Below are 26,295 nucleotides of genomic sequence, written 5' to 3'. Positions count from 1 at the left end.
AAATTTTTAACTAGTTTAGAAGAATAATACAAAATATTTTACATAAAATTAAACATATTATTTTTAGTAAATTTAATAAATTTAAGAGCTAGAACTCATTTGCATAAATTTTATGTCTTAATTTTTTAATTAAACTAAGTCTAAAATTTTGCTTCATTTTTTATATCATTTAGCTTTTTAACGGCTTCGTCAAAGTCATCAGAATTTATGAAAACATTAATATTTTCATTTTTCTTATAGACTTTATCATAGTATTTTGTAAGTAAAATTTCAGCTACTTTAGCAATGTCATTTTCATTAAATTTAGCCACAGCTTCATCTCTAGCTTTTTTATCAATAAATGGCGAAATTTTCTTCATACACTCGTCAAAAAAAGCTTTATCCACACTTTTATAGTCATCTACTATACAAGAAATTCTTTTTTCTAAACTTGCGCTCACTTCGACATTTATACCATTTCGCATCGCCTCATAAAGACTTTTTGGCAAACTTAACGAGCCGATCCTTCTGCTCTCGCCCTCGATAAAGCAAATTTCATCTTTTAGCGTGATGAGCTTTTCAAATAACGCATCTTCAAAGCTTTTTTGGCTTGGCTGCGCGCCATTTATCGCTCCAAAGACAGAGCCTAGGTGATTTGCCATAGCTTCAAGGTCTATTGATGGGCTTAGAGCCCTTATTAGCTTACTTTTATAGCAGCCAGTATTTCCAAAAAGAGTGATAAATTTTGTGCTCAAAGGTCGATTTAGAAATTCTAAAACGTGATTTCTATAAGCTTTATAGCCACCACTAAGCCTAAAAACTCTATATCCTATCATGCTTAGCACATAGCCAACAGAATTTGATCTAAGCCCACCTTTAGCGCAGTAGATGCCAATAGCTGAACCAACCTTGGCTCTTTTATAAGCCTCATCAATGATATTTTGTAAATTTTTGCAGATATACTTTGCACCAAGACTCTTTGCTAGGGATCTATCGCTTTTATAGATCGTGCCTACCTCTTTATGTTCCACGTCATTTAAAGCATATAAATTTATGGCATCTTTTATGTGTGAATATAAAAATTCATGTGGCGATCTTGCGTCTATTAAAATTTCAAAAGAGCTTCTTTTCTCTAGCCACTGCTCTGCATCAAGCTCAAATAACGGCACTAAATGCCTTTTTTAGTTTCTCAAAAAGTGGATGAAATGGCGTGCCATTTACTCTCACATCAGAGATGGTGGTTATAAAATTTGTATCCCCGCTCCACCTTGGCACAAGGTGATAATGCACATGTTCAGCTATACCAGCTCCCGCTGCCTTGCCTAAATTCATACCTATATTTACGCCATTAGCATAAAGCTCTTTTTTTAAAATTTCAACTCCAAGCCTTACAAATTTACTCATCTCAAACCAAGTCTGCTCATCAAGCTCTTCGATCTTGTCGGTATGCTGATTTGGTATTATCATAAAATGCCCTGGAGAATACGGATATAAATTCATAATCCCAAAACAATATTTAGCTCGAAAAAGCACACCATTTTTATCATCATCATCTGAGTTTACAACATCACAAAAAACACAGCTATCTTTTTTAGCGCTAAAGTATTCGCTTCTCCAAGGGGCACAAAGGTGCTGCATTACTCGCCCTCCTTTATCTTTTTGACGGCATTTTTTATATCATCTTGCCTCATAAAATGCTCTCCTATCAAGAAGGCATCTACGCCTATTTTGCTTAGCTCCCTAAGCTGCTCATGCTCGTAAAGACCACTTTCAGCGACTATTATCTTGCCATTTGGCAAAAGTGGTATGAGCTTCTCACAAAGGCTCATATCCATCGTAAAATCATCTAAATTTCGGTGATTTATACCTATTATATTTGCTCCTGCAAAGATAGCCTTTTTCACATCACTCGCGTCGTGAGTTTCAACCAAAACTTCAAGACCTAAATGATGAGCGTAGTCTAAAAGCTCTTTTAGCTCATTTTGAGTTAATGCTTTTGCGATAAGCAAGATAAAATCCGCTCCATAAACAAGAGCTTCAAGAATTTGATACTTATCAATAATAAAATCTTTTCTAAGGATCGGCCTTGATGCGTAGCGCCTAACTTGAGTGATATACTCGATGTTGCCTTTAAACCAATGTGGTTCAGTTAATATACTAAAAGCATTTGCGTATGGCTCGTATTCCTGAGCGATTTTTATCGGTTCAAAGTCTTCTCTTATCACCCCCTTACTTGGGCTTGCTTTTTTGATCTCAGCTATGATTTTTATCGGCTCATTTTGACTTGCTCTAAGTGCATTTAAAACATCTCTTGGCACGTATGGATTATACGCGAGCGAGCGGCCAAGCCACTCCTCAGGGAAGTCTGCCTTTCTTTTCGCAAGATCATCTTTAGTTTTTTTTATTATCTCATCAAATATCATTTTTTAAGCCTTTTGTTTAGATTTATTATACAGCGCTCTATTAGGTGCAAATGCTCTTTTGCCTCTTTCGAAGATCTAAAATCAATATCCTTCATCGCATGCTGCATGATGCTTTTTGCCTTTTTGCACTCACCGAGCTTAAAATATCCCCACGCTAGCGAATCCTCATAATAAGGCGACTCAGGCGAGATAGCAAGCGCCTTTTGCACAAGCCCTATACCCTTTCTAGGGTCAATATCATGATCTATCAGCAAGTAGCCATAGTAGTTAAAAAACATATCATTTTCTAGTTTTGGCACGCTAGCTTCAAATTTGTCTAAAATTTCAGCCATTTTTTGTTCGTTCAAGTTGTCTTTATTCATCTCGTATTCGTAAATCGCGGCTTTTGCTAAAAAATTTAAATCCCTGCTATCGTTATAAATTTTAACAGCAAGTATGTATGCGTCACCAAAATTACTAGTTGCCGCATAAAGATCCATAAGCGCCACATCGTTGTAGCTATATTTTTTTAAAATTTCAATTGCTGCTTTGTAATTTTTATCATAGATAAAAAACTGCACGATCTTATCAATATACGAAGTGTCGTGATTTAGCTCATAAAGCTCTTCAAAGAGTTCGATCACTTTTGGGAAATTTCTTTGCTGGGAGTAAATTTCAGCCAAAAGCTCGCAAGTCTTTAGCGTACAGCCTTGTTCATCTCTAAATTTCTCAAGATATTTTGTAGCGTCTTTTATCTTATCCATGCGATTTATCAAAATATCAACAATACGGAGCAAGTTTTCTTCTTCTTGCTTTAGAGAGTATGCCTCTTCAAAGTATTTTAGTGCAGTCGTTGTTTCATTTTGCATCATACAAATTGTGCCAAGCATGAGTAAATTTTGAGCATTTGGCTCTTTTGTGGCAAGCTCTTGCATTAAACTTTTAGCCTCATTTAGCTTTGAAAGATTTACTAAATTTGCCACCTTTATACGGATAAAATCGCTATCATCTTTTAAGCTTTTTTCGCCTTCATTTATCAAAGCGTCTAAATTTTCATTTTTTGTAGCAAAGGCGAGCTTGATCGCCTCTTTTAAATAAGCTTTTTGATTCGTATCTTTAAAAATGTTTGAGTAAGCTTGAATGCTAGCATTCACATCTCCGCTGTCTTGAAACAATAAAGCCTGCATTAGGCGTAAATTTATACTTTTATTATCGTCAGCCAAAAGTAGCTGCGAGTTAAAAAATACGCTCATAAAAAATACTAAAATTTTACGCCAATGCATTCTGCTTTTAGCTCCTTTAAATTTTTTTTAAAATAATTCCAAAACGGAAAAGTCCTACACTGCTGTGGCCTTAGCTCATAGACTGAGCAGTTTTTATTTTTTTCATCAAAAAATACACAAGCAAAGCCATCTTCATAAGGCTTCTCTTTTATGCTACACCTTAGCCCAACTCTTATTAAAAACTGCTTTTCAAACTCATCTTTACTCATATGAAATGCAGTGCAAAATTTTGAAATTTCTTCTTCGTTTATCCAAATGTAGCCACTCTCTCCCGTGCAACACTTGCCGCCACAGCTCTCGCAAAAGCTGGCATCAAACTCATAGTTAAAGCCTTGCACCCTCACGCTAGTTCCTGATAATCGACGCTCTTTGTGTCAGCTTTTTTAAAAATTTCAATCGCCTCTTTTGTATGCGAGCCATTTTCACTCATCACTAAAGGTGGCAAAATTTTTAGCTTTGAGTTTGAATTATTTCTCACCTCAAATAAGGCCAAATTTGCTGGCTTATCTGCCTTTGTATGAATAAATTTTAGGCTTACTAAATTTAACTTAAACTCTTTTAGACACGCTACAATCTGACTAAGATCATCAGGTGCATAGCAAAAAAACGCCCTTTTGTGAGGCTTTAAATTTACGCTTATACCTTTTATAAAGTCTTTTAGACCCAAAGAGCTTGTGTATCTACTAGCCTTTATATGCTCATCTTCGCTTTGTTTTGCACCCTCGTGATAAAATGGTGGATTTGATACGATGAGGTCAAATTTCTCACTATCTTTAAAATCTACAAAATTAGCATTTATAATTTCTGCCTCCAAGCCGTTCTTACTGGCATTAAATTTAGAAATTTCACCATTTATCTGCAAGATATCAAGCAAGCTTAGGCTGGAATTTTTAAAGTCACGTTTAAGCAAAAGCCCAAGTATCCCGCACCCTGCGCCAACGTCTAAAATCCTGCCTGAAAAATTTTTCAAACTTGAGCTTATAAAATCATAAAGTACCAGCGTATCGCTGTTGTAGCGATAGCCACTTTTTAGCTGAGCCAAGATCATCTATAAACCTTGATGATAAAGCCACGCGTGACATCTTTTACGATCACTTCGGAGCTAAAGCTTATCCTTGCAAAATCGCCAAATTCTTCTTTTATAAGCTCGGCTGCTGCCTTTGCGCGCTCTTTACCAACGCCATAATTTACATAGTTATTTAGCCTGCCAAGATCATCTTTTTTGATGCTTTGCGCTACATTTGATGGGATGACAAAATTTTTCTTATCTACGATCGGAATTATCTCATAAAGGTAGTTTGAGTTAAATCTTTGCAAAAATTCGCTCACCCTATTCTTACACATCACGCTAATCTTATCTTTTGCGTCCATGTCATCACACTCAAGGCTAGAGATCAAAACTAGCTTTGTTGGAGTTTCAGGTTTTGTCGTAGCTTGCAAAATATTTTTTAAATTTACATTTTCATTTTCAAGCTCATCTTGCCTATTTAAATTTTGCTCGATATCTTTTTGAAGTTCGATGATCTTGGCATTTACTGGACTTCCTTTTACGCTAGATGAGCTAAGTTCATTTATTTTAGAATTTAACCTCTCAATCGTCTTATTACTCTCGTTTAATTTATGTTTTGCGCTTTCAAGCTCGTTTTGTAAGCTTAGTAAATTTTTACCGCCGCTTTTGTTGCTATCAGCAAAAAGAGCTGATGTATCAGCTATCTTTTTTTGCAAAATATTTATTTGCTGACGCAAAATTTCATAATTTTGCATATCGATCTTTAGCGTCCTTTTTTGAGCTTCTAGCTCACTTTGCTTTGCTGCTAGCATTTGACTTGTTTGCGTGAGATTATTTTCCAGCTCTTTTATCTTTTCATCTTTTAAATTTATCTTTGCACTTAAATTTTTCAACTCGCTGTCATTTAAACCAAGCTTTTGAGTCTGCAAAGAGATAGTTTGATTTTGCTCAAACAAAGTTTTTAAAAATTTATTCGTCTTTGTATCAAGCGTCTTTAGCTCATCTCGTGCATTTTTAAGGCTCTCTTCACTCAAATTTAGCTTTTTATTTAGCTCACTTAAACTTGTATTTACATCTAAATTTTGCTTCTCTAGCTTTTTATTTAACAAATTTACCCGTTCAAGCTCTTTTTTAAGCAAGCTTATATTTTCATTTGCGAGTTTATTTTCCTGCTCGCTTTTAAGATTTTTTTCTTTTAGATCATTAAAACTTTTATGAAGTGCCGCAAGAGAGGCATTTAGCTCTAAATTTTTACCATTATAGTTTTCAACTGCCAAATCTTTTGAGTTTAAATTTTTCTTTATCTCATCAAGTTCATAAATTCTATCTTTTAAGGCAGTCTTGCTTGACTCAAGAGCCTCCTCAAGATCAATTATCTTATTTGCCTTTTTTGAAAGCTCATCCTCCATAACACTCTTTTGCGTTTCAAAGCCATCAGTTAGTGCATTTATCTCTTTTTCGTAGCTAAATTTTTGTGTATTAGCGTCATTTTTTGCTCGCTCGATCTCCTCTTTTAAAAGCAAAATTTCTTTTTTTTCGTTTTTATCTTTTTCATTTTGAGTATTTTCATACTCTTTTATTAGCGCATCTTTTTGAGCCAGTGTCGTATTTAGCTCTATATTTTGCTCTTTTAAAGCTGTGTAATTTGCCTCAGCTGCCTCTTTAAATTTAGCAAAATTTGCTTCAATGTCTTTTACCTTACTTTCATCGCCATTTTTTGCCTCATTTATCGCATTTTCAAGGTCTATTATCTTTTTTTCATAGGCTTTTGAGCTCTCTATCATATCAGCTTGAGCTTCATTTAGCCGTTTTGTGAGAGTTTGTATATTTTCAAAGTGTTGTGCTTCAAGCTCGCCTAGCGTCTTTTGATTTTTTTCAACTATCTCATTTTTTTCATTTTCGATATTTTTTTTCATCTCTGAAATTTTGCTTATAAAGTCCAAATTTTTCTCGCTGATATCGACATTATCGGTAGCTAAAATTTTATTTTTTTTACTTAGCTCACGAACTTGTTCTTGAAGTTCATTTACATCATTTGATAAATTTTGATCGCTCGTTTCAGTAAAATTTTGGATATAGCTTTTTGGAGTTATATATCCGCCATATTCGTAAAGATCGTCTTTACTGATGTATTTTTGTCTCTCTTCTTCTGGCAAATTGTCAAAATTTATAGAATAAATCGTTTGATTAGTATCTTTCGGTGTCTCATCTTCTTTTGGAGATTTAAAAAACGATAGGCAAAAGCCAACTATCAAACAAAAAATAGCTAGTAAAATTTTATTTATCAAGCTTATGCCTTGCCCTTTAAAATGTCTTTTATGACGTGATGAGCGTGATTTAGAGCAACGACTATTGAGCCGCCATTTTTTAGCACGATGTCACCGCCCACATAAAGTCCTGGCACGCTACTTTGGTAGTTACTATCAACTATTGGAGTGCCTTTTTCATCGATTTTTATCTGACATTTTTGTAAAAAATCAACCGGACTTGAGCCGCCTATTGCATAGACAACTCTGTCATAAACGCGAATTTTACCATTTTCGTAATGCACTCTAACTTTGCCTGATTCGTTATCTATCTCTTTTATATCGTGATTTAGCCTAACTTTTATCTTGCCGTGCTTTTCTAACTCCCAAAGTGCGCTTAAATTTGTCTCATTTACGCGGCTAAAATTATCTTTTCTATAAGCGATTGTGGTTTTATTGTATTGGCAAAGCTCGATCGCATACTCAACTGCTGAGTTTCCGCCACCTACAACAAGCACCTTTTCGCCGTTTGTACAGCTATCGAGGTTAAAATTTACAACTGAGTTTAGTGAAGGTGGGATTTTATAATCAGGCTTATTTGGTCGTCCCATTTTGCCAATTGATATCATCACATTTTTAGCTTCATAGACGGCTTTTGAGGTAGTTACTTTAAAAATTTCTCCATCTTTTTTTACGCTCTCTACTTCAGAGTTAAAAAAAGCTTCAATCTTTTCAGTATCAAGCAGCTTATCAAAATAATCAAGCGTACTCTCTTTCGTGCCATCCTCAAATGAAACTACACCATGTATCGTACTATCTTGCCCTTTATACTCTTTATCTACGCGTTTATTATCTTTATAAAATTTTCTTATCGTTTGGCTGTGATTATCGCCTTTTTCAAGAAGCAAAACGTTGTTTAAACCATTTCTTTTTGCCTCAACTACGCTAGCAATTCCACAGGGTCCGCCACCAACAACAATTAGATCATAAACATTTACCATCTTTTTCTCCAAATTTTATAAATTCTAAGCTTTTTTAACTAGATCAGCCATCAAAAATGCAAGCTCAAGTGCCTGATCAGCATTTAACCTTGGATCACATTGTGTTTCATATCTTTGCTCAAGCGAACTTTCAGTGATATTTAATGCCCCACCAGTGCACTCTGTCACGTCTTGACCTGTCATCTCAAGATGTACGCCGCCAGCCCTTGTGCCCTCAGCTTTGTGAATTTCAAAAAAGCTTCTAACTTCGCTTATTATCTTGTCAAATTCTCTGGTTTTATAGTTATTTGATGTTTTTACAGTATTGCCATGCATTGGATCAATACTATAAACGATATTTAGTCCTTCTCGCTTTAGCTCTCTTAAAATTTTTGGTAAATTTTCGCCTATCTTGTCAGCGCCCATTCTGATTATCACATTTAGTCTGCCAGCTTCATTTTCTGGATTTAGTTTATTTGCAAGTGCGACGACATCTTCAGCCTTTGCACTTGGTCCGATCTTTACACCGATAGGATTTTTCACACCACTTAAAAAATGTACGTGAGCATCATTTGTACCACGCGTCCTTTCACCTATCCAAAGCATATGAGCCGAGCAATCATACCACTCACCGCTAAGACTATCAACCCTAGTTAGCGCCTCTTCGTAAGGGAGTAAAAGTGCCTCGTGAGATGTATAAACCGCGGTTTGATTTATGACTGGCGTATTTGCTGAAGTGATGCCACAAGCTGCCATAAATGAAAGCGTCTTTGTTAGTTCATCAGCTAGTTTTGCGTATTTCTCGCCGATCTCTGGCTTTTTAACAAAGCCTAAATTCCACTTATGCACTTGATGAAGGTCGGCCAAACCACCTCTTGAAAAGGCTCTAAGTAAGTTCATCGTAGATGCGCTTTGATAATACGCCTCTATCATACGTTTTGGATCAGGCACTCTTGCCTTTTCGTCAAATTCAAAGCCATTTATGATGTCGCCTCTATAGCTTGGAAGCTTAACGCCATTTACCTCCTCAAAATCGCTACTTCTAGGCTTTGCAAACTGCCCTGCTACGCGGCCCACTTTGACCACAGGATAGCCACCAGCAAAGGTTAAAACTATCGCCATTTGAAGTAAAACCTTAAACATATCTCTGATGTTATTTGCATTAAAATTTGTAAAACTCTCAGCGCAGTCGCCACCTTGAAGCAAAAATGCCTCGCCATTGCAAACTTTTGCAAGTTCTTCTTTTAAACTTCTAGCCTCGCCAGCAAAGACCAAAGGAGGAAGTCCTTTTAATTTTTCTTCGACCTCTTTAAGCTCTTTTAAATCTGGATAATTTGGTTGTTGCAAGATATTAAATTCTCTCCAGCTATCGCGGTTCCAAGTCATTTATTTTCCTATCTTTTTTGCCTTAAATTAGACGCTGATTATATCACGCAAAACTTAAAAAATAAAAGCCATTAATGGGCTATTAAAGATATTTTGCATACAATCGCTACTTTAAATTTACCCAAAAAAAGAGAAGATTTTTTTCATGATAAAAGGCATTTTTTATTCGCTTTTGGCATCAGTTTTATTTAACTGCATTTACTACATGTCAGTGCTCATGAACCCCATCAGCACACAAGCTCTTATTGGATACCGCATGATCTTTGCCATGCCTTTTGTCATCGCCGCCATTTTTTTGTTAAAACAGCAGCGAAATTTCAAATTTTTACTTCTAAAAATAAAGCTAAAACCTAAAATTTTACTAGTTTTGCTTGCTACCTCGCTCATTGTCTCATTTCAGATGTGGCTCTATCTCTGGGCTCCAAGCAACGGATCAGCGCTAAAAGTCTCTATCGGCTACCTCATCATGCCAATAGTCATGGTCCTTTTTGGACGGATATTTTTTAAAGAGCACCTCTCTAAAACAAAGCTAGCCTCGATATTTTTTGCAGCCCTTGGCGTCTTTAGCACAGCTATACTAAGCGGCGGCATCTCGTGGGAGAGCGCTGTAGTTTTTTGCCTTTATCCAGTCTATTTTGCCATTAGAAAGTACTACAACCTTGCAAATTTCTCAAGCTTTGTTATAGAGATAATTTTTATGTTTTTATTCTCATTTTATTTTGCGCTCACAGCCGATATGAACTACGTGATGAGCCAAAATCCAAACATCTACTATCTGCTCATCTTGCTTGGTGCTATCAGCGGCATAGCCCTCATCGCCCAGATCCTCTCAAGCACGCTCGTGCCGATAAATGTACTAGGTTTGCTTACATATTTTGAGCCTATAATGATGCTTTTTGTCTCATTTGCTATCGGCGAGAGACTGGAGAAAAGCTCATACTTTTTAATGATCTGCCTAGCCATCTCGGTCACACTTTTGATGATAGATAGTATAAATTCTATAAAAGGCGACAAAAATACCAAGACTAAATGAGAGCCAAAAAGGCGTTATTCTCGCGCTTAGCGCCTTTTTTATGTGGGGGTTTTTGGCGGTTTATTTCAACCTCTTTAGCAAAGATGTCGATGCTTATGAAATTTTAGCCCACAGAGTCATTTGGTCATTTTTCTTAATGGCTGGAGTGCTTTATTTTAGTGGCAAAATGGGTGAAATTTTTACTTTACTTAAAGATATTCGTTCGCTAAAAATCCTATTTTTGAGTGGCATATTTATCACCACAAACTGGGGCGTTTATGTATATGCGGTTAGCAATGGCAAAATTTTAGACACAAGCTTAGGATATTTTATAAATCCCTTAATAAGCATGCTCCTTGGTGTTATCATCTTTAAAGAAAGGCTAAATAAAAGCGGAATTTTAGCCATTTGCATAGTCGTTTTAGCCATTAGCGTACAAATTTATGCCCAAGGCGGATTGCCATTAGTTTCCATCATCTTGCCACTTTCATTTGGATTTTACGCAGCAGTTAGAAAGATGGCAAAGATTAGCGCATTTAACGGGCTTTTTATAGAAACATTTTTTATGTTCCCATTTGCACTTGCTTACGTTTTTTACATAGCATTTTTAGGTAAAAGCCACTTTGGACTAAATGAAGACTCGCTTTTAATGATCGCCTCAAGCATCGTAACCATCGTGCCACTTGTCGCTTTTAACGCAGCGGCAACAAGGATAAATTTAACAACGATCGGCTACTTGCAATACATCTCACCAACCATCGCGATCCTTTGTGCGGTCTTCATTTACGGCGAAAATTTAGACGGCTACAAGGTCATCTCGTTTTGCATGATCTGGCTGGCACTTGCGATAATTAGCATAGATAAATTTAGAAAAAGGAGTAAAAATGAATAATGTGACGATTTATTTGCTGCTTGGGTTTTTTGCAGCGCTTATTTTATATTTTCAGATACAAAAACTAACCAAAAAGCTCGACGAAGAGGGAGCGGTGCCAGCTTATCAAAAGGCTACGCAAGAGGTTTTAGAAAATTTAAGCAATGCTGAAAAATATCCAAAATTTTGCAATGTAATATTTAAAAAAATAAACGCCTTAAGGCAAGATATTTTATTTGAAGATGCGCTAAATAGCGAGTCTGATAAAGATAAAGCATTAGATGCCTTAGAGCAAATAAGAGAAAAACTGGAAACTTTATCAAAGCAAGAAAATTTAAGCTGGGAGAGTGAGCTCTTTGCGATCTTGGACGATCTAGATGGCTTTATAAAGATAAATTTCAAAAACGGCGAAGATAGAGCTGAGAGCTTAAGAGACCAACTAAAAAAAGAATTTGATGGGTTATAAAAAGATATTCAAAAGACCTAAAGTTATAAAATAATAAAAACTAAGGATAGAAATATGATAAGCGATAATTTAAAAAATGAAATTTTGGATGGATTTGATTTTTACAAAAATAGATACGCCGAAAATACAAAATATAGATCGGACGACAAAATAACGTATGATAAGTTAAGTAACTTTCGTAAAAATTTAATAACTTTTTCTGATGATATTTTTAATGGCTTTAAAGTTATAGATCATGGAAAATGGCAGAATAGTGGAAATATTTCAGAGTATATATGGAATAGATACAAGCCCCATGGAATAGAAAATAAAACAAATTTAATTATTTGTTTTGCCGTCTTGGCTGAGCCAGCTAGTTTTTATATATCTATTGACCTAATCAAAGATAATATAAATAATGAAGAAAAAAGGCAAAAAGATAAAATATATGAGTTTTTAGAAACCGAATGCAAAAAGATACATATATCTGGCTTCAAACTTGATAAACTTGCATGGGAAAAGTATATATACTTTACCATAGAAAATATATATACTTTTACAACTCTTGACTACACAAGCTTACTAAAAGCACTAACAAATGTATATAGGTTGGCATATGAGAAATTTTATAAAAATACGGAAAGCAATCAACAAAACAATAGTGATAATGAAGGATATAAAATGACCGACAATGACAAGAAATTAACTTATCCACTTAATCAAATTTTATACGGTCCTCCTGGAACTGGAAAAACATATAACGTTGTTCGTAAAGCACTAGAAATTATAGAAGGCAATGCGTCAGATGATATGTCTAAATTTAAAAGGTATATTGAAAGCGGACAAATAAAATTCGTAACATTTCATCAAAGCTATGGATATGAGGAATTTGTTGAGGGTATAAAACCTATTTTTAACCAAGATAAGGGATTAGAATACAAAATAACAAATGGAGTTTTTAAAGATATTTGCAAAAATGCAATTTTTAATGTAGGAGATACGATAGAAGGATATACAATCTCTTATGTTGGAAGTGAACTCATAAAACTAAAGAAAAAAAATATAGAAGGAGAAATTCCTGTCCCAATCTATTTAATAGAAGAATTAGTAAGATTATTAAAAAATGGGTCTATTACAATAGAAGATATTAAAAATAGGAGTGCAGCAGAAAAAAATCCAGAAATACTCGAAAAATATATAGTAAATGGTTATACAAATTTGTTCACGTATTTAGTTGAATACTATATGGAAAAATCAAGCATAAAAACAAAAAAACGAGTATTAATCATCGACGAGATCAACCGCGGAAATATATCTAAGATTTTTGGGGAGCTCATAACTCTTATAGAGCCATCAAAAAGGCTCGGAGCAGATGACGAGATAATGGTCGAGTTGCCATACTCAAAAGAGAAATTTGGAGTGCCGTCAAATTTATACATAATAGGCACGATGAATACGGCAGATCGCAGCATAGCTCTTATGGATACGGCGCTTAGAAGAAGGTTTGAATTTGTGGAGATGATGCCAGAATACAATAATCTAAAAGAAGTTGCTGGCATAGATATCGGACAAATGCTAAAAACGATAAACGAACGCATAGAATATCTTTACGACAGAGACCACACGATAGGACATGCTTATTTTATAAATGTGTCAGACATGGAAACGCTTGCAAATGTCTTTAAAAATAAAATTTTACCGCTGCTACAAGAATATTTTTACGACGACTGGGAGAAGATTAGGCTGGTTTTAGGCGATAGTCAAAAAGATGAAAATTTACAGCTTGTTAAAATCAAGAGAAATATGGCAGTTGAAAAACTATTTAGAGGAAAAATCGACTATATAGACGATAAGATTTTATACGAGATAAATAGCGAAGCTTTTAACAATCCGCAAAACTACATAGAAATTTATAAAAATGCAACAAAGCCAGATAACGATAACTGAGTTCGAGCGTATATATCAGCACGATATATACAAAAAAGACTTTGACGATATAGAAAATTTTATTCTTAAAAATAGCGATGAAAATGCGCCTTTTTTAAGGATAGTAAGCGGGGTTGGCGGAAAATTTATACAGGCAAGAAACTATGTCGGCGTTTTGCAAACAAAAAGTGGCTTAACGATAGAGATTTTGCCAAAAATAGCAGACAAAAACGACGCCGAAAGATCAAAAGTGGTTTTTATAAAAATGCTAAATACGTTAAAAAATTTCCCATTTAAAAGCTCAAATTTAGCCAGTTTAAAAATACAAAATTTACCGCTTTTGGAAATTTTCATCTCTATGTTTTTGTGCGAGCTTGAAGCTCTTGTAAAAAAGGGGATAAAAAGCGACTATGTGACGCTAGAAGATAACCTAAAATTTCTAAAAGGAAAGCTCAATATAAACGAGCAGATCAAAAGAAATAGTATCCACAAAGAACGGTTTTATGTAGGATACAGCGAATTTTTAAGCGACATAAAGATAAATCAAATCATAAAAACAACGCTTAAATTTCTATACAAAAAGTCAAATTTCAGTAAAAATCAACAAAAAATACGCGAGCTTTTGTTTATATTTGATGACGTTTCGACATGTAGCGATTATAAAAACTTCTTTGCCAACTATGCCATAAACCGCCAAGTAAAGCACTACGAGCAAACTCTTTTATGGTGCAAGATCTTTTTGCTTAACAACTCATTTACACCGCACAAGGGCGATGATCTAGCCCTTGCCTTGCTATTTGATATGAATGCGCTTTTTGAAAGCTATGTTGGAAATTTTATAAAGAAAAGCTTTCCAGGCACAATATTACAACACTCAGAAAAACATCTCGTAGAAAACCCAAAAAGCTTTAGGCTAAGGCCTGATATATTTTTAGAAGGCAAATTTATAGCCGATACAAAATGGAAGATCATAAGATCAAGAGATGATATATCGCAAGCCGATCTATACCAGTTATATGCCTACGGCAAAAAATACGAGTGCGATAAGCTCTATCTAATATATCCAAAGATAGATGGCATAAAACAAGAGTCTATGGATTTTAAATACGACGATGAAATGCGGCTTAAAATTGTATATTTTGATCTTGAAAAAGACGAAAATAACGCAAATTTACTAACATAACTTTCTAAAAGCCAAATTTAAAGCTTCGCTTTTAGAGCCATTATCCTCTTATATGAAACGTCAATTCGCTCTTTGCTGATTTTTTTCTCATTTACAGCATCGATTATGATCTGAGTGATAAGATCAGCCGTTCTTTGGTTATTTATCTTAAACTCGCTAAAGAGCAAGATGTCGCCACCAGCGTTTATAAATTTCACCACTTTTTGAGTCAATGTCTCGTCGCCGACGCCTTTCATTAGCATATCATCGCTTATGACTACGCCATTAAATTTAAGCTCATTTCGCAAAAGATCGGTTATTATTTTTTTAGAAAGTGTGGCTGGATTGTCCTCGTCGATACCTTTTACAAAAAGGTGTCCGACCATGATGATCTGCGCTCTACCAGTGCTTATGGCGTCTTTATATGGTAGCAGCGCATCCTTGCTTAGCGTGACCTCGCTCTTATTTTTATGCGAGTCCTCTTTTGAGCTGCCGTGTCCCGGAAAGTGCTTAAGTGTCGTTAGGATGCCCTGCTCTTTAAATGCGTCCATAAAGGCATCAGCGTAGATCACTACCTTGCTTGCATACTCGCTAAACGCCCTTTGCTTTGCAGCAATTATCGGCGAGTTTTCGTCGTGTATATCTACCACTGGGGCGAAATTTAAATTTATGCCACACTCCTTTAAATTTATAGCCATTTTTGAGTAGAGATCGTATGCGCTTTTGATATCAAGCGTGCTTGCGACCTCGTATGCGCTAGGATATGGGCCATCAAAGCTCTTATCTTTCATACGGCTTACGTTGCCGCCCTCTTCATCGATAGCGATGAAAATTTTAGGACTTTTCTCTTTGATAGCTTTTATGCTAGCTTTTAGCTGGGCTTTACTAGTGACGTTTCTACCAAGTAGCATCACACCGCCAAACCTCTCATATCCAGCGTCGCTTAGCATCGCACGAAATGCAGCGTCTTTTGTGCTAGCTCCGTTAAAGCCAACCATTATCATCTGCGAGACCTTGGCTCTTAGGCTCACTTCAGCGCCGCTTAGCTCTAGAGCAAAAATAGCCACAAAAAATATAAATTTAAAAGCTTTCATCTTCTTCCCAAAAGCGATTTAACGCTTTCAAAAACGTCTTTGCCATTTAGCATATTTTCAACCTCACTGGCAATCGGCACATATATGCCCTTTTCTTTAGCGATCTTACTAATAGCCCTTGCAGTATCGACGCCCTCTGCCACCTCACCAAGCTCATTTAAAATTTTCTCTAGTCTCTCGTGCCTTGCGATACCAAGACCTACGCGGTAGTTGCGTGAAAGTATCGATGAAGCGGTTAAGAAAAGATCCCCTGCACCGCTTAACCCCATAAATGTCTCATCTTTTGCGCCAAAAAATTTACCAAATCTAGCCATCTCTACAAGCCCACGTGAAATGAGGCTTGCCCTTGCATTGTTGCCAAGACCAAGTCCGTCACAGATGCCACCAGCTATGGCGATCACGTTTTTATAGGCACCACACACCTCAGCGCCGATCACGTCATCAGAGGTGTATGCTTTCATGTAGCTTGGGAAAAATGAAGCAAATTTTGAAGCTAAATTTTGGTTTTTAGAATTTACCACCAAGGCGCAAGGCAGCTTTTGCATGATCTCTTTTGCAAAGGTCGGCCCTGAAAGAAAGGCTAAATTTTCTCTATCAACAAAGTCTTCATAAATTTCATTTAGAAATTTAAGATTTTCCGTGTCTATGCCCTTGCTGGCGACTAAGATCTTTTGACCTTTGTTTTTGTAGTTTTGCTTTAGCCATAAATTTGTAGCTTGCGTTGGGATCGTGCAGACTAGGTATTCGCACTCCAAAGCTTCATCCAAGCTTACAAAATTTGGCATCTCTCTTGGCGTTCTTGAGCTGATGACACACTCGTTATTTTCACTAAATGCGTGAAACAGTGCACTGCCCCACTTGCCAGCTCCGATGACTGCTATGCTCATTTTAGCCCTTTTTTAGCCTATTTTGGCCTTTAAAAGCTCATTGACCTTGCCTGGATTAAAGGCACCCTTGCCCTCTTTCATCACCTGACCAACAAAGAAGCCAAACATCTTATCTTTGCCGTTTTTATACTCTTCGACTTTATCGGCGTTTACAGCTAAAATTTGATCTATGATCGCGATGATCGCTGAGTCATCGCTCACTTGTTTTAAGCCAAGTTTTTCTATGACACTATCAACGCCCGCGTCGTTTTCCATTATGTAGTCTAGCACCTCTTTTGCAGCCTTGCCGCTTATCGTGCCATCTTCTATACGTTTTAGTAAATTTATCATCTTAGCGCTGCTAACTGGGCTTGTCTCGATCGTTACGCCGTTATTTAAACGACCAAGAAGCTCGACTATGAGCCACGTAGTAGCAAGCTTTGGTTGAATTCCAGCAGCGATCAGCTCTTCAAAATACCTAGCCATCTCAACGCTTTGAGTTAAATTTAGTGCATCACTCTCTTTTACGCCTAGCTCGCTAACATATCTTGCGACCTTTTGCTCGGCAAGCTCTGGAATTTTTATCGCTTCGTTATACATCTGCTCTGACACTTCAACAGGCAGCAAGTCAGGGTCAGGAAAGTACCTATACTCCGCGCTATCCTCTTTGCCACGCATTGATCTTGTCACTAAATTTGTCGTGTCAAACAGCCTTGTCTCTTGATAGACCTCTTCGTCATATTTGCCATCTTCCCAAGCTGCACTTTGGCGCTCTACCTCGTAGTCGATCGCTTTTTGGATAAATTTAAATGAATTTAGGTTTTTTATCTCAACTCTTGTATAAAGCTTGGTATCACCTTTTGGACGGATAGAGACATTTGCGTCGCAACGAAAGCTACCCTCTTGCATATTTGCATCACTGATGTTTAAAAAGCGAAGAATCGAGTGCAATTTTTTAAGATAAGCCACCGCCTCATCACTGCTTCTAAGATCTGGCTCACTGACTATCTCAAGAAGTGGCGTGCCAGCTCTATTTAAATCAACTAAACTTTCGGTTTCTTCGTGGATGTTCTTGCCAGCGTCCTCTTCAAGGTGTGCTCTTGTTACACCGATGCGTTTTTTAGTACCATTTACGTCGATGATGAGCTCGCCACCTTCTACGATAGGTATCTCAAACTGGGAAATTTGATATGCCTTTGGAAGGTCTGGGTAGAAGTAGTTTTTTCTATTAAAGACTGATTTTTTATTTATCTTAGCGTTTATCGCCGTGCCAAAGCTGATAGCCTTTTTTACAGCCTCTTTGTTTAGCACAGGTAGCGCTCCAGGCAAAGCTAAGCAGGTCGGACAAACGTGAGTATTTGCCTCGTCACCGAAGCTAGTTGAACAAGAGCAGAAAATTTTAGTTTTTGTATTAAGCTGAGTATGAACTTCTAAACCGATAACGACTTCAAACATATTTTTACCTTTAAATTTATGCAAATTTTTAAGGCGTATTTTAGCGATACTTTCTTTTAAAATATCTAAAAATGAGCGTTTTGACTGGAAAATAAAGAAGGTAATTTAAAATTTAAATAGTTTTAAAAAGGAAAAAGCCATATAAAAATATGGCTTTAAATTTTAATGCTCGTGCTCACTAATAGCAACGGCACCAGCTAGATAAACGTAAGTTAGCATCATAAAAATAAATGTTTGCAAAACAGCCATAAGCGTTAGAAGCGCAAAAGCTGGAAGCGGAGCAAACCAAGGTGCAAGTGTAAGCATCGCAAGCAAGAATAGATCATCTCCCTTAATATTACCAAAAAGACGAAATGATAGCGAAACTACACGTGAAAGATGTGAGATGACTTCAACTGGAAACATAATAGGAGCTAGAAATTTATTCGGTCCCATAAAGTGCCCAAAGTACTTGAAAAATCCATTTTCTCTAATGCCCTCAAAGTTGTAATAAACAAATACAACCAAAGCCAAAACTAGAGTTAAATTTAGACTTGATGTTGGTGACTCAAATCCAGGAATAATACCTACAACATTTGAAAAAAATACGATAAAACCGATAGTTGCAACAAGTGGAAGATATTTCCTAGCTAGTTTTTCACTGCCTAAAGTATCTCTTCCCATCGATATAACGCCCTCCAAATAAGCTTCAACAATATTTTGAAGACCTCTTGGTACAAGCTGCATTTTGCTCCTTGCTATATAAGCAACTATGATAACAATCAAAGCTACAAGCAGAAAGTGAAACGCATAGACAAAGGCGTGGGAGCTATTTAGGAAATTTGAAAATAGAAACAAATCTTTCATTAATTTACCTTGGATTTAGAATTTTGCGTGATTGTAACAAAATTATTGTTAAAACATTTTTAATTTTAAACTCTGAAATAATCGAAAATCAATTTACAAATAGTCACTGCAACGACTGCTAAAAACATTGTTCTAATAAATTTGACCTCTTTTTTAATGACAAGATTTGATCCAAAATATGCGCCTAAAATTTGACCAACTGCCATTAAAAGTCCAACAGCCCAAAGCATCTGTCCGCCGGCTATAAAAATGCCAAGAGCAACGATATTGCTAGTAAAATTTAAGAGTTTCGTATGAGCAACAGCCTTTTTTAAATTTAGCCCAATTAATGCCACTATAGCAAATGTCCAAAAAGAGCCTGTTCCTGGGCCAAAAAAACCATCATAAAAGCCAAGTATCAGCCCAAAAACTACATAAAATAGCTTTTCATTCATCTTTGCAGCTCTATCATTTTCACCGACTTTTGGCATAAAAAGCGTGTAGATAAAAATAGCAATCAGTAAAAATGGGATAATTATCTTTAAAAAATTTGTATTTAAAAATAGGATAACCACCGCTCCGATGATAGCTCCAATGAAAGTAAAAACGATACCTACAAAGCACTCTTTATAATTAATTAATCCCCGTTTTGTGAAATTTAGAGTCGCCGTAAAGCTACCAAAGACACCTTGAAGCTTATTTGTGCCAAGTGCAAGATGTGGTGGTACGCCCATCGCCATAATAGCTGGAAGCGTTATAAGCCCACCTCCACCAGCGATAGAATCGATAAAACCACCTAAAAACGCAGCTATAAAAAAAACGACATAGCTAAGTAGATCAAATTCCATTTTTTGCTCTTTTAATAATTGAAATAAAAGCAGATTGTAATTTATTTGTACTTATCTTTTTGTAAAATTTTTATATTTGAAATGAGAGATTTTTAAAATTTATAAATTTTAACGAGCCTTTGGATCTAGCTCAAAGACTCGTTTATTAAAGCGATTACCTAATAACGCCACAAAGCATTCTAGCGCCGCCACCGCCAAGTGCTTTTGGGTTGTCGCTGTGATTATCGCCACCAACATGAACCATTAGTGAGTGACCTTTTAGCTCGTCAAGACTTTTTATCTTTGGGGCTAGCACTGGATAGTTTGCATTGCCCTCAGCATCTACGTAAAGTGCTGGCAAATCGCCTTTGTGACCCTTATCATCCCATGCAAAAGAGTGCATCTTTGTGCCAGCTGGATCCCAGTGACCGCCTGCTTTCATACCAAGGCCTTTTTCAGTCGCACCACAGTCAGCATTTTCATGGATGTGAAAGCCATGTAGTCCTGCAGTAAGTCCTTTTAAATTTGGAAAAAATGCGACGCCATAGTTTGTCTTAACAGCTACTACTTCGCCGACACTCTTATCGCCCTTCTCGCTTAGCTCATTAACAGGTATAACTAGATGTTCACCAGCTTTTGCATCAAAGTGATGACCTTCGTGAGCAAAAAGCAAAGTTCCTAAAACTGCACTTAGTAAAACGATTTTTTTCATACAAGCTCCTTATGGATAAAATTGTATGGCAAGTCTACCCTAAATTTAAAAATTTAGCAATAATTTTTATTGATTAAGATTTTTTATGATAGTTTCTAACTCTTTACTCTGCCCTATTCTATAAAGCGCAAAGTCGTATTTTATCGGATCAAACTCGTCAAATTCTCTAAGTTTTTTTGTAAGATCCATGACTGCTTTGAAATCGTAGCTCTTTCTGTTTATAAGTCCTAAATTTAAAGAAACTCTATGCGTATGAACATCAAGTGGCATCAAAAGCCTATCTTTTGGTAAATTTTTAAATAGCCCAAGGTCAATATCACTATCCCTTACCATCCAGCGAAGATACATGTTATAGCGTTTATATGGGCTTTGTGGCTCTTTGTCAAAACTCTTACCAAAGAAAAACTCATATCCGTCAGAGCGGTAAGAATTTAGCTTATATATAAATTTAATAAGCTCATTTACGCCATCTATCATTTCGCCATTTTTTGCAAGACCTTGGCGTAAAATTTCCTCTATCTCGCCCTCTTTTTTAAGGCGTGAAAGAGTGATAAAAATTTCTCTTACATCATTTTCATTTTGAAAGCGGTATTTGAAATTTGATAAATTTTTTTTGATATTTTGCTCACTCTCATCAAGCAAACCAAAATCAAGCGAATTTAGAAATTTCACTATCATTTTTGCATTACCATAAGCAAATAACGCACAAATGAGTGCTATGTTTGGCTCTTTAAATTTAGTGGCTACTTGAAGTGGATCTGGGGCTTCAAACAGCCCCAAATTTGTATTTTTGCTAAGTACGTGTGAGTCTAAAAGGCTCTTTAGCTCACTCATTGTTTTAATGAAAGAAGCGTGTCAAGCATTTGATCAACTGTTGTGATGATCTTTGCCGCTGCGCCGTAACTTGCTTGAAAGCGGATTAAATTTGTAAGCTCTTCGTTCGTATCTACGCCACTTGTTGATTGAAATTCCTCTTCAGCTGTCTTTTGCAAAGATGTATTTGTATCGTGGATCGTATTATTTGCCTCTGTATCACTCGCCATGTCAGTCGTAAGATAGCGGTAATATCCCTCGATCGTCTCATCTCTATCAAGCGCTATACCGCTTGAGTAAAAGGTCTGCTTTTGATACTGAAGCTGGATCATTTTATTTGCAACTTCATTATTTCCGATAACTGGCTTTGAGTAGGCACGAAGCTTTGTGTGGTCTTGGGTAAAATTTTGATTTATGCCGATACTATTTGAGTCGGTACCTGAAAAAAATCTATTTATGCCAACAGCACCTGGGAAATTTGTGCCGTGATCGACTATCGATATGCTATAAAGCCCTTGAGCTTGTTTTGGAATGAGAGAAAATGTGCCTTTTTTAGTATTTTTATCATAAAAATATGACGCCTCAAAAAAGTCATCAACATCATTTAACATATTATTGTCTTTATTGTCATCTGAGTTTGAGTTAAAGTCTTTGACGATAGAGTTGCCATATCTTGTATCATTCATCGTCGTCGTGCCATTTACATTTATAGTTTTTCTGGCCACGACATTGCCTTTGTTATCATAAACAATAGCTTCAAAACTTCCATTCCTTATACTATTATCATGATTCATCAACGTCTTATCGCCTTCTAAATAACTTATCGGATCTGAGTTAGAAATTTCAACTGCGGATTCGGCATAGATATTATTTGTACTTGTTATCAAGGTTTTACTAAATGTATTTAGATTATCAATGTATTTTTGGATCGTTCCGTCACTAAATTTATCATTATCTGGCTCGTAGTTTCGACCCCTAAGATCAAGTGCAGCTCCGATTTTACCGCCTGTGATCTTTTCTTCCATTGGTATTCTTCTGCCATCTTCTCTTTCATAATAAATTTTTGTATATCGTCCACTTTCAGTTGAACTCATAGAAATTTCATGAAAATTTACACCATCAACGATACTTACACCGCCAATGTTTAGATTGTAGTATTTTCCTTGATCTGTTATTCCTGTATCTACCCTAGAATTGCTCTTTAGATCGCTTTTATAAACTGCTGTATTTACCAGCTTTGACATCGCAAGCTCAAGCTCATCACGTTTATCACGAAGATCATTTGCATTTATTTTTATACCAGCGTCCGCACCTGATTCTATTCTTTGGATTTGCTTATTAATATTTGCTATTTGTCTGCCTAGCGAATTTATCTCATTTATATTTATTTTTATCGTTTCATCAATCTTTTCATGCATATCATAAAGCATCTTTGACGAGCGGTTAATACTTGCAGTTAATACACTTGCTTTATTTATCAAATTTACTTTCTGAGCACCTGCATTAGGGTTTGAAGCAAAGTTATTCCACGCGGAAAAATACTCCTGAATATCTTTCACCATTCCATTATCTTTTAGATCAGGAAAATATTTTGTAGCTTCTTGCAGAATTCTTTGTTTATAGGCTGTATTTTCTAAATTTGACGATGAGTATTTTAATCTTGAATAGGCAAACTCATCATGAAGTCTTGTTATAGTATCTACTTGTGTGCCTGTGCCAACTCCACCAGGTACTGTATTCATCGCTGGAGATGCGGATTGGACAACACGCTGCCTTGTATAGTAGTTGCTATCGGCGTTTGCGATATTATTTCCGGTTGTACTTATTTGAAGCTGGGCCGCATTTAGTCCTGAAACACCCGTGCCTAATGACATAAAAATATTAGCCATTTTTTTAAACCCTTGATTTATAAAAATTATTATCTATGCTGTTTCCATCTTGGCCGTATTCACTTGTTTTAGTTCCAAAAATTTTTTCATTAAGTGAGTCAAAAAATTCTTTAACGGCAACAACATGCCTTGCATATTCTTTATTAACTTTATGTAAATTTTCAAGCTTTGAACGCATAAGAACAAGCTTTGACTTCACTTCATCGTCTAAAACACTAGCAAGTGTAGTCGTACCGCTCTCTTTTGATACCTTTAAAAGCTCTTTATCTAGTGCTCTTTTTGTATCTTCAAATGCACGAACTAAGGCATTTTTTTTCTTTACACTCTCATCAACACTTGAGTGCTTTGCCTCTTTTATATTTGCGATATCTTGTATGGTTAAATTTATAAGCTCATCAAGCTCACCTATAGCCTCGTCCAAAAGCTTTTTTATCATTTAAATTCCTTAATTACAGCAACGCATCAGCCACAGCCCTAGCCGTTTTTGAGATATCAACCTGATAAGTGCCATTTGCTATGGCATCAGCTATCTCTTTTAGCTTTACGTTTTCGTTTGTTCTTACTTCTTTACTCTGAGTTTCGACCTTGGCATCGCTATTTTTATTTAGCGTATTTGCCTGAAAATTTGGTCTTTGATTCAAAGGCCTTATCATATTCATACCTCTTAAAATAAAATATTTATATCACTACATCGGCAGAATATAAATTTACTTAAGAGTCTCTCTTTAAAAAATCGTATAAAAGTTCTGAAAAACCAAGATTTCCACTCAATGCTTTACTCATTGCATCGTTATACATCGACCTATAAATATCACTACCAGCAGCCTTTGGATATAGCGAGTTGTGCTCGTCTTCTTTTAAAGCAATATCAAGCACAGCCTTTACCATATATGCCTCAAATGCATCAGTTTGCTCTTTTAAAAGCGCGTCTTGTTTAGCATTTGCGTTTTTTATCTTATTTGCCGAAATTTCATTGTATGAATTTAGCGCTAAGGTGTTATCTATTTGCATTATATTATCTCCAGATCGACTTGTATCGCACCAACTCGCTTTAAATTTTCAAGTATCGATATGATATCACTTGGTGTTGCCCCAAGCTTATTTAAAGCTCTTGTTACATTTGCAACGGTAGTTTTTTCACCTGAAATTTTAAGTAAATTTTGGCTAGGCGCGACCGACGTATCGCTTCCTATATTTACATCGTTTTGCGCTACTTCGTCATAGCTATTTGGCTCTATTTTTATTGTGATTGCACCATGCGTTAATACAACTGGACTAACCACAGCATTTATACCACTTACTATCGTGCCAGTTCTTTCATCAACCACTATCTTTTCATCTGGCTTGTACTCTACATCAAGATCGAGCACAGCGCTTGCAAGCTCGATAATACTAACATCATCTGGCTTTTTAACGATAACCGTTCTTGGATCGATCGCCTTTGCGGCATCATCAGAGATATTTGCATTTATAGCATTTTGGATATCAAGAGCGGTTTTAAAATTTGTATCTTTTAGGCTTAGTCTTATGCTATCTTGATTGTAAATGTCATAAGTCACTTCTCGTTCAACCAAAGCTCCATTTAGAATAGAGCCAACGGTTGGGTGGTTGCCACCTGATCTACCCACACTTTTACCACCGATGCTTAAAGCACCCTGAGCCAAAGCATAAATATCACCATCAACGCCTTTTAGTGGCGTCATGAGAAGCGTACCACCTTGCAAGCTTTTTGCATCACCGATAGATGAGATCACGACATCAAGCTTGTCGCCATGCCTTGCAAATGCAGGAAGCTTAGCTGTTACCATAACAGCAGCAGCGTTTTTGGACTTGATATCATCTGGATTTATCTTTACGTTTACACCTTGGAGCATGTTTGATAGAGACTGTATCGTAAATTTCGACGTTGAGCCATCACCTGTGCCGTTTAGTCCAACAACTAAGCCGTAGCCTATTAGCTGGTTATCTCTTACGCCAACGATGTTTGCAAGATCTTTTATCTGCGTAGCAAAGGCTGAAGTAGCTATCACTGAAGCTGCTACAAAAGATAAAAATTTTTTCATATTTTTTCCTAAAATTTAGCTATTTTAGGTTTTTAAAGCAAAAGATGTTCCAAATTTTTATAAATTATTGGAAGTAAGAGAGTGAAGTAGCTCCAAATTTTTTAAATTTTACAAGTTTATATGTAGAAAATTTAAAGTCGCTGTTGTGCTCAAAAACTATCATATAAATTTTTTCTTTTTTTAGCTGTGAGATTAAATTTACAAGCTTTTCATAGATACCATCAAAGCCAGCTCTTATGTCAAATGGCGGATCCAGATAGAGCAAGACCTTGCCATTTTGCGAATTTACAAGATCAGGCAAAATGGCGAAAGTGTCCCCATTTATTGCTTTTAAATTTGCGGCTTCAAGGCTGGCAAGATTGCTTTGCGTGATCTTAAAAGCGGCTCTATCTTTTTCGATAGCGATAGCCTCACGTGCTCCGTTACTAATGGCCTCACATGCCATTACACCGCTTCCACCAAAGCCCTCTATAAATGTAAGTGAGTAAATTTCATCTCTAATGACGTTAAAGAAGGACTCTTTTACGATGCTTTTTGTGCTTCTAGTCGTGCTTAGGCTTGGTAGTTCAAGCCTTTTACCTTTAAATTTACCACTTGAAATTTTGGTGTATAGCTTCACTGGTTTGCCCTTAAAATTTCAAGAAGATCAGCTTTAAATTTATCTATTAAAAGTGAAATTTTCTCTTCTAAGTTCTTTTCATTTTTAGTTTCATTAAGCTTATTTGCTTTTGAAATTTGCATAGCTGAGTAAAATTCTTCAAGCGTATCAAGAAGTGTCGCCTTGGTGAAAGGATGAGAAAGGTGAGCATTCTTTCCTATTATAAATACTGGTTTTTTTGTCACTATTTCATGATCGCTCACTATAAAATCACAGTCTTTATGATGAGCGGCTAAATTTCCACAAAAAAGCAGTAGCGTTTTTTGAAGTAAAATACACTCGCACTCAAATGAAATTTTCATATCTCTTCCTATAAATTTTGCTCGATTTTAACCTAAATAATCAAAAATTTATATAAATACTAAAGGATTTTAAAAATTTACCGATGTAGA

The 26,295-nt window shown here is 36.1% G+C and carries 28 protein-coding genes; 5 read left to right on the top strand and 23 right to left on the bottom strand.

The features are described from left to right. Nucleotides 1–140: 140 nt before the first annotated feature. Genes mnmH through A3223_RS00285 form a run of 9 tightly spaced genes read right to left on the bottom strand, consistent with a single transcriptional unit; the run spans nucleotide 141 to nucleotide 9,285 of the window. Nucleotides 141–1,148 (bottom strand): tRNA 2-selenouridine(34) synthase MnmH, encoded by a 1,008-nt coding sequence (gene mnmH / locus A3223_RS00325; RefSeq protein WP_084107881.1) that lies wholly within the window; start codon nucleotides 1,146–1,148, stop codon nucleotides 141–143. Beyond that, the gene (locus A3223_RS00320; RefSeq protein WP_084107880.1) at nucleotides 1,135–1,617 is read right to left on the bottom strand and encodes an HIT family protein; all 483 of its coding nucleotides are present in this window, start codon (nucleotides 1,615–1,617) and stop codon (nucleotides 1,135–1,137) included. Before A3223_RS00320 ends, mnmH begins: the two co-directional genes overlap by 14 nt. Next, entirely contained in the window at nucleotides 1,617–2,402 is a 786-nt protein-coding gene (gene trpC, locus A3223_RS00315) for an indole-3-glycerol phosphate synthase TrpC (RefSeq protein WP_084107879.1), read from the bottom strand. The genes A3223_RS00320 and trpC overlap by 1 nt, the downstream gene beginning before the upstream one ends. Continuing rightward, nucleotides 2,399–3,664: a tetratricopeptide repeat protein gene (locus A3223_RS00310; protein ID WP_084107878.1), complete on the bottom strand. Its 1,266-nt coding sequence runs from the start codon at nucleotides 3,662–3,664 to the stop codon at nucleotides 2,399–2,401. The genes trpC and A3223_RS00310 overlap by 4 nt, the downstream gene beginning before the upstream one ends. Continuing rightward, nucleotides 3,643–4,008, bottom strand: a complete 366-nt coding sequence (locus A3223_RS00305) for a YkgJ family cysteine cluster protein (protein WP_084107877.1) — start codon at nucleotides 4,006–4,008, stop codon at nucleotides 3,643–3,645. The genes A3223_RS00310 and A3223_RS00305 overlap by 22 nt, the downstream gene beginning before the upstream one ends. Then, a complete protein-coding gene (locus A3223_RS00300) occupies nucleotides 4,005–4,712 on the bottom strand; it encodes a tRNA1(Val) (adenine(37)-N6)-methyltransferase (RefSeq protein ID WP_084107876.1) in 708 nt (235 codons plus the stop codon). The genes A3223_RS00305 and A3223_RS00300 overlap by 4 nt, the downstream gene beginning before the upstream one ends. Then, complete coding sequence (locus A3223_RS00295; protein ID WP_084107875.1) at nucleotides 4,709–6,961, bottom strand: vesicular transport factor Uso1p; 2,253 nt, start codon at nucleotides 6,959–6,961, stop codon at nucleotides 4,709–4,711. The genes A3223_RS00300 and A3223_RS00295 overlap by 4 nt, the downstream gene beginning before the upstream one ends. Before the next feature lie 2 nt (nucleotides 6,962–6,963). Further along, on the bottom strand, nucleotides 6,964–7,920 hold the full coding sequence (locus A3223_RS00290; protein ID WP_072594292.1) for an NAD(P)/FAD-dependent oxidoreductase: 957 nt from the start codon (nucleotides 7,918–7,920) through the stop codon (nucleotides 6,964–6,966). Between the two features lie 24 nt (nucleotides 7,921–7,944). Next, nucleotides 7,945–9,285: a class II 3-deoxy-7-phosphoheptulonate synthase gene (locus A3223_RS00285; protein ID WP_084107874.1), complete on the bottom strand. Its 1,341-nt coding sequence runs from the start codon at nucleotides 9,283–9,285 to the stop codon at nucleotides 7,945–7,947. Between the two features lie 145 nt (nucleotides 9,286–9,430). On the opposite strand from A3223_RS00285, the gene rarD (A3223_RS00280) reads away from it, so the two are divergent. The 5 genes from rarD (A3223_RS00280) to A3223_RS00260 are packed head-to-tail and all read left to right on the top strand — an operon-like array spanning nucleotide 9,431 to nucleotide 14,722. Next, nucleotides 9,431–10,318 carry an EamA family transporter RarD gene (gene rarD / locus A3223_RS00280; protein ID WP_084107873.1) on the top strand — a complete coding sequence of 296 codons (888 nt, stop codon included), beginning with the start codon at nucleotides 9,431–9,433 and terminating at the stop codon, nucleotides 10,316–10,318. Continuing rightward, nucleotides 10,302–11,189: an EamA family transporter RarD gene (gene rarD / locus A3223_RS00275; protein ID WP_103644755.1), complete on the top strand. Its 888-nt coding sequence runs from the start codon at nucleotides 10,302–10,304 to the stop codon at nucleotides 11,187–11,189. The genes rarD (A3223_RS00280) and rarD (A3223_RS00275) overlap by 17 nt, the downstream gene beginning before the upstream one ends. After that, entirely contained in the window at nucleotides 11,182–11,634 is a 453-nt protein-coding gene (locus A3223_RS00270) for an aryl-sulfate sulfotransferase (protein ID WP_084107871.1), read from the top strand. The genes rarD (A3223_RS00275) and A3223_RS00270 overlap by 8 nt, the downstream gene beginning before the upstream one ends. A gap of 54 nt (nucleotides 11,635–11,688) precedes the next feature. Next, nucleotides 11,689–13,560 (top strand): McrB family protein, encoded by a 1,872-nt coding sequence (locus tag A3223_RS00265; protein WP_084107870.1) that lies wholly within the window; start codon nucleotides 11,689–11,691, stop codon nucleotides 13,558–13,560. Next, a complete protein-coding gene (locus tag A3223_RS00260; RefSeq protein ID WP_084107869.1) occupies nucleotides 13,532–14,722 on the top strand; it encodes an McrC family protein in 1,191 nt (396 codons plus the stop codon). The genes A3223_RS00265 and A3223_RS00260 overlap by 29 nt, the downstream gene beginning before the upstream one ends. A 17-nt stretch (nucleotides 14,723–14,739) precedes the next feature. Here the strand turns inward: A3223_RS00260 and A3223_RS00255 are convergent, their stop codons facing one another. The 14 genes from A3223_RS00255 to A3223_RS00190 form a co-directional block, all read right to left on the bottom strand. Next, nucleotides 14,740–15,795 (bottom strand): glycoside hydrolase family 3 N-terminal domain-containing protein, encoded by a 1,056-nt coding sequence (locus A3223_RS00255; protein ID WP_084107868.1) that lies wholly within the window; start codon nucleotides 15,793–15,795, stop codon nucleotides 14,740–14,742. Then, nucleotides 15,792–16,682 (bottom strand): NAD(P)H-dependent glycerol-3-phosphate dehydrogenase, encoded by an 891-nt coding sequence (locus A3223_RS00250; protein ID WP_084107867.1) that lies wholly within the window; start codon nucleotides 16,680–16,682, stop codon nucleotides 15,792–15,794. Before A3223_RS00250 ends, A3223_RS00255 begins: the two co-directional genes overlap by 4 nt. A 12-nt stretch (nucleotides 16,683–16,694) precedes the next feature. Beyond that, nucleotides 16,695–18,116: an Asp-tRNA(Asn)/Glu-tRNA(Gln) amidotransferase subunit GatB gene (gene gatB / locus A3223_RS00245; protein ID WP_084107866.1), complete on the bottom strand. Its 1,422-nt coding sequence runs from the start codon at nucleotides 18,114–18,116 to the stop codon at nucleotides 16,695–16,697. Between the two features lie 162 nt (nucleotides 18,117–18,278). Then, a complete protein-coding gene (locus A3223_RS00240; RefSeq protein ID WP_084107865.1) occupies nucleotides 18,279–18,962 on the bottom strand; it encodes a F0F1 ATP synthase subunit A in 684 nt (227 codons plus the stop codon). 65 nt (nucleotides 18,963–19,027) lie between these two features. Then, entirely contained in the window at nucleotides 19,028–19,789 is a 762-nt protein-coding gene (locus A3223_RS00235; RefSeq protein WP_084107864.1) for a TSUP family transporter, read from the bottom strand. Between the two features lie 154 nt (nucleotides 19,790–19,943). Beyond that, on the bottom strand, nucleotides 19,944–20,480 hold the full coding sequence (locus A3223_RS00230) for a superoxide dismutase family protein (protein ID WP_084107863.1): 537 nt from the start codon (nucleotides 20,478–20,480) through the stop codon (nucleotides 19,944–19,946). A gap of 66 nt (nucleotides 20,481–20,546) precedes the next feature. Then, nucleotides 20,547–21,314: a TIGR02757 family protein gene (locus A3223_RS00225; protein WP_084107862.1), complete on the bottom strand. Its 768-nt coding sequence runs from the start codon at nucleotides 21,312–21,314 to the stop codon at nucleotides 20,547–20,549. Beyond that, nucleotides 21,311–23,182, bottom strand: coding sequence for a flagellar hook-associated protein FlgK (gene flgK / locus A3223_RS00220; protein ID WP_084107861.1), 1,872 nt, complete (start codon nucleotides 23,180–23,182; stop codon nucleotides 21,311–21,313). The genes A3223_RS00225 and flgK overlap by 4 nt, the downstream gene beginning before the upstream one ends. Nucleotides 23,183–23,186: 4 nt before the next feature. Then, the gene (gene flgN, locus A3223_RS00215) at nucleotides 23,187–23,618 is read right to left on the bottom strand and encodes a flagellar export chaperone FlgN (protein ID WP_072594306.1); all 432 of its coding nucleotides are present in this window, start codon (nucleotides 23,616–23,618) and stop codon (nucleotides 23,187–23,189) included. 13 nt (nucleotides 23,619–23,631) lie between these two features. Further along, nucleotides 23,632–23,835 (bottom strand): flagellar biosynthesis anti-sigma factor FlgM, encoded by a 204-nt coding sequence (locus tag A3223_RS00210; protein WP_180378683.1) that lies wholly within the window; start codon nucleotides 23,833–23,835, stop codon nucleotides 23,632–23,634. 58 nt (nucleotides 23,836–23,893) lie between these two features. After that, on the bottom strand, nucleotides 23,894–24,193 hold the full coding sequence (locus A3223_RS00205) for a rod-binding protein (protein WP_021091392.1): 300 nt from the start codon (nucleotides 24,191–24,193) through the stop codon (nucleotides 23,894–23,896). Beyond that, nucleotides 24,193–25,245 (bottom strand): flagellar basal body P-ring protein FlgI, encoded by a 1,053-nt coding sequence (locus A3223_RS00200; RefSeq protein WP_084107860.1) that lies wholly within the window; start codon nucleotides 25,243–25,245, stop codon nucleotides 24,193–24,195. Before A3223_RS00200 ends, A3223_RS00205 begins: the two co-directional genes overlap by 1 nt. 64 nt (nucleotides 25,246–25,309) lie before the next feature. Continuing rightward, entirely contained in the window at nucleotides 25,310–25,864 is a 555-nt protein-coding gene (gene rsmD, locus A3223_RS00195; protein ID WP_084107859.1) for a 16S rRNA (guanine(966)-N(2))-methyltransferase RsmD, read from the bottom strand. Next, on the bottom strand, nucleotides 25,861–26,205 hold the full coding sequence (locus tag A3223_RS00190; protein WP_084107858.1) for an ornithine carbamoyltransferase: 345 nt from the start codon (nucleotides 26,203–26,205) through the stop codon (nucleotides 25,861–25,863). Before A3223_RS00190 ends, rsmD begins: the two co-directional genes overlap by 4 nt. Nucleotides 26,206–26,295: the final 90 nt, after the last annotated feature.

The organism is Campylobacter concisus, assembly GCF_002092855.1.
Classification (GTDB): Bacteria; Campylobacterota; Campylobacteria; order Campylobacterales; family Campylobacteraceae; genus Campylobacter_A; species Campylobacter_A concisus_AI.
The sequence above is the reverse complement of the archived record's forward strand: the minus strand, read 5'-3'. Positions and strand labels throughout refer to the sequence as shown.

Bases quoted from the DNA above. Each gene is read 5' to 3' on its own strand.
- A3223_RS00320 (WP_084107880.1), bottom strand. From the start codon at position 1,617: ATGCAGCACCTTTGTGCCCCTTGGAGAAGCGAATACTTTAGCGCTAAA.
- trpC (WP_084107879.1), bottom strand. From the start codon at position 2,402: ATGATATTTGATGAGATAATAAAAAAAACTAAAGATGATCTTGCGAAA.
- A3223_RS00310 (WP_084107878.1), bottom strand. From the start codon at position 3,664: ATGCATTGGCGTAAAATTTTAGTATTTTTTATGAGCGTATTTTTTAAC.
- A3223_RS00300 (WP_084107876.1), bottom strand. From the start codon at position 4,712: ATGATCTTGGCTCAGCTAAAAAGTGGCTATCGCTACAACAGCGATACG.
- A3223_RS00290 (WP_072594292.1), bottom strand. From the start codon at position 7,920: ATGGTAAATGTTTATGATCTAATTGTTGTTGGTGGCGGACCCTGTGGA.
- A3223_RS00285 (WP_084107874.1), bottom strand. From the start codon at position 9,285: ATGACTTGGAACCGCGATAGCTGGAGAGAATTTAATATCTTGCAACAA.
- rarD (WP_084107873.1), top strand. From the start codon at position 9,431: ATGATAAAAGGCATTTTTTATTCGCTTTTGGCATCAGTTTTATTTAAC.
- A3223_RS00270 (WP_084107871.1), top strand. From the start codon at position 11,182: ATGAATAATGTGACGATTTATTTGCTGCTTGGGTTTTTTGCAGCGCTT.
- A3223_RS00265 (WP_084107870.1), top strand. From the start codon at position 11,689: ATGATAAGCGATAATTTAAAAAATGAAATTTTGGATGGATTTGATTTT.
- A3223_RS00260 (WP_084107869.1), top strand. From the start codon at position 13,532: ATGCAACAAAGCCAGATAACGATAACTGAGTTCGAGCGTATATATCAG.
- A3223_RS00255 (WP_084107868.1), bottom strand. From the start codon at position 15,795: ATGAAAGCTTTTAAATTTATATTTTTTGTGGCTATTTTTGCTCTAGAG.
- A3223_RS00250 (WP_084107867.1), bottom strand. From the start codon at position 16,682: ATGAGCATAGCAGTCATCGGAGCTGGCAAGTGGGGCAGTGCACTGTTT.
- gatB (WP_084107866.1), bottom strand. From the start codon at position 18,116: ATGTTTGAAGTCGTTATCGGTTTAGAAGTTCATACTCAGCTTAATACA.
- A3223_RS00240 (WP_084107865.1), bottom strand. From the start codon at position 18,962: ATGAAAGATTTGTTTCTATTTTCAAATTTCCTAAATAGCTCCCACGCC.
- A3223_RS00235 (WP_084107864.1), bottom strand. From the start codon at position 19,789: ATGGAATTTGATCTACTTAGCTATGTCGTTTTTTTTATAGCTGCGTTT.
- A3223_RS00230 (WP_084107863.1), bottom strand. From the start codon at position 20,480: ATGAAAAAAATCGTTTTACTAAGTGCAGTTTTAGGAACTTTGCTTTTT.
- A3223_RS00225 (WP_084107862.1), bottom strand. From the start codon at position 21,314: ATGAGTGAGCTAAAGAGCCTTTTAGACTCACACGTACTTAGCAAAAAT.
- flgK (WP_084107861.1), bottom strand. From the start codon at position 23,182: ATGGCTAATATTTTTATGTCATTAGGCACGGGTGTTTCAGGACTAAAT.
- flgN (WP_072594306.1), bottom strand. From the start codon at position 23,618: ATGATAAAAAAGCTTTTGGACGAGGCTATAGGTGAGCTTGATGAGCTT.
- A3223_RS00210 (WP_180378683.1), bottom strand. From the start codon at position 23,835: ATGATAAGGCCTTTGAATCAAAGACCAAATTTTCAGGCAAATACGCTA.
- A3223_RS00205 (WP_021091392.1), bottom strand. From the start codon at position 24,193: ATGCAAATAGATAACACCTTAGCGCTAAATTCATACAATGAAATTTCG.
- A3223_RS00200 (WP_084107860.1), bottom strand. From the start codon at position 25,245: ATGAAAAAATTTTTATCTTTTGTAGCAGCTTCAGTGATAGCTACTTCA.
- A3223_RS00190 (WP_084107858.1), bottom strand. From the start codon at position 26,205: ATGAAAATTTCATTTGAGTGCGAGTGTATTTTACTTCAAAAAACGCTA.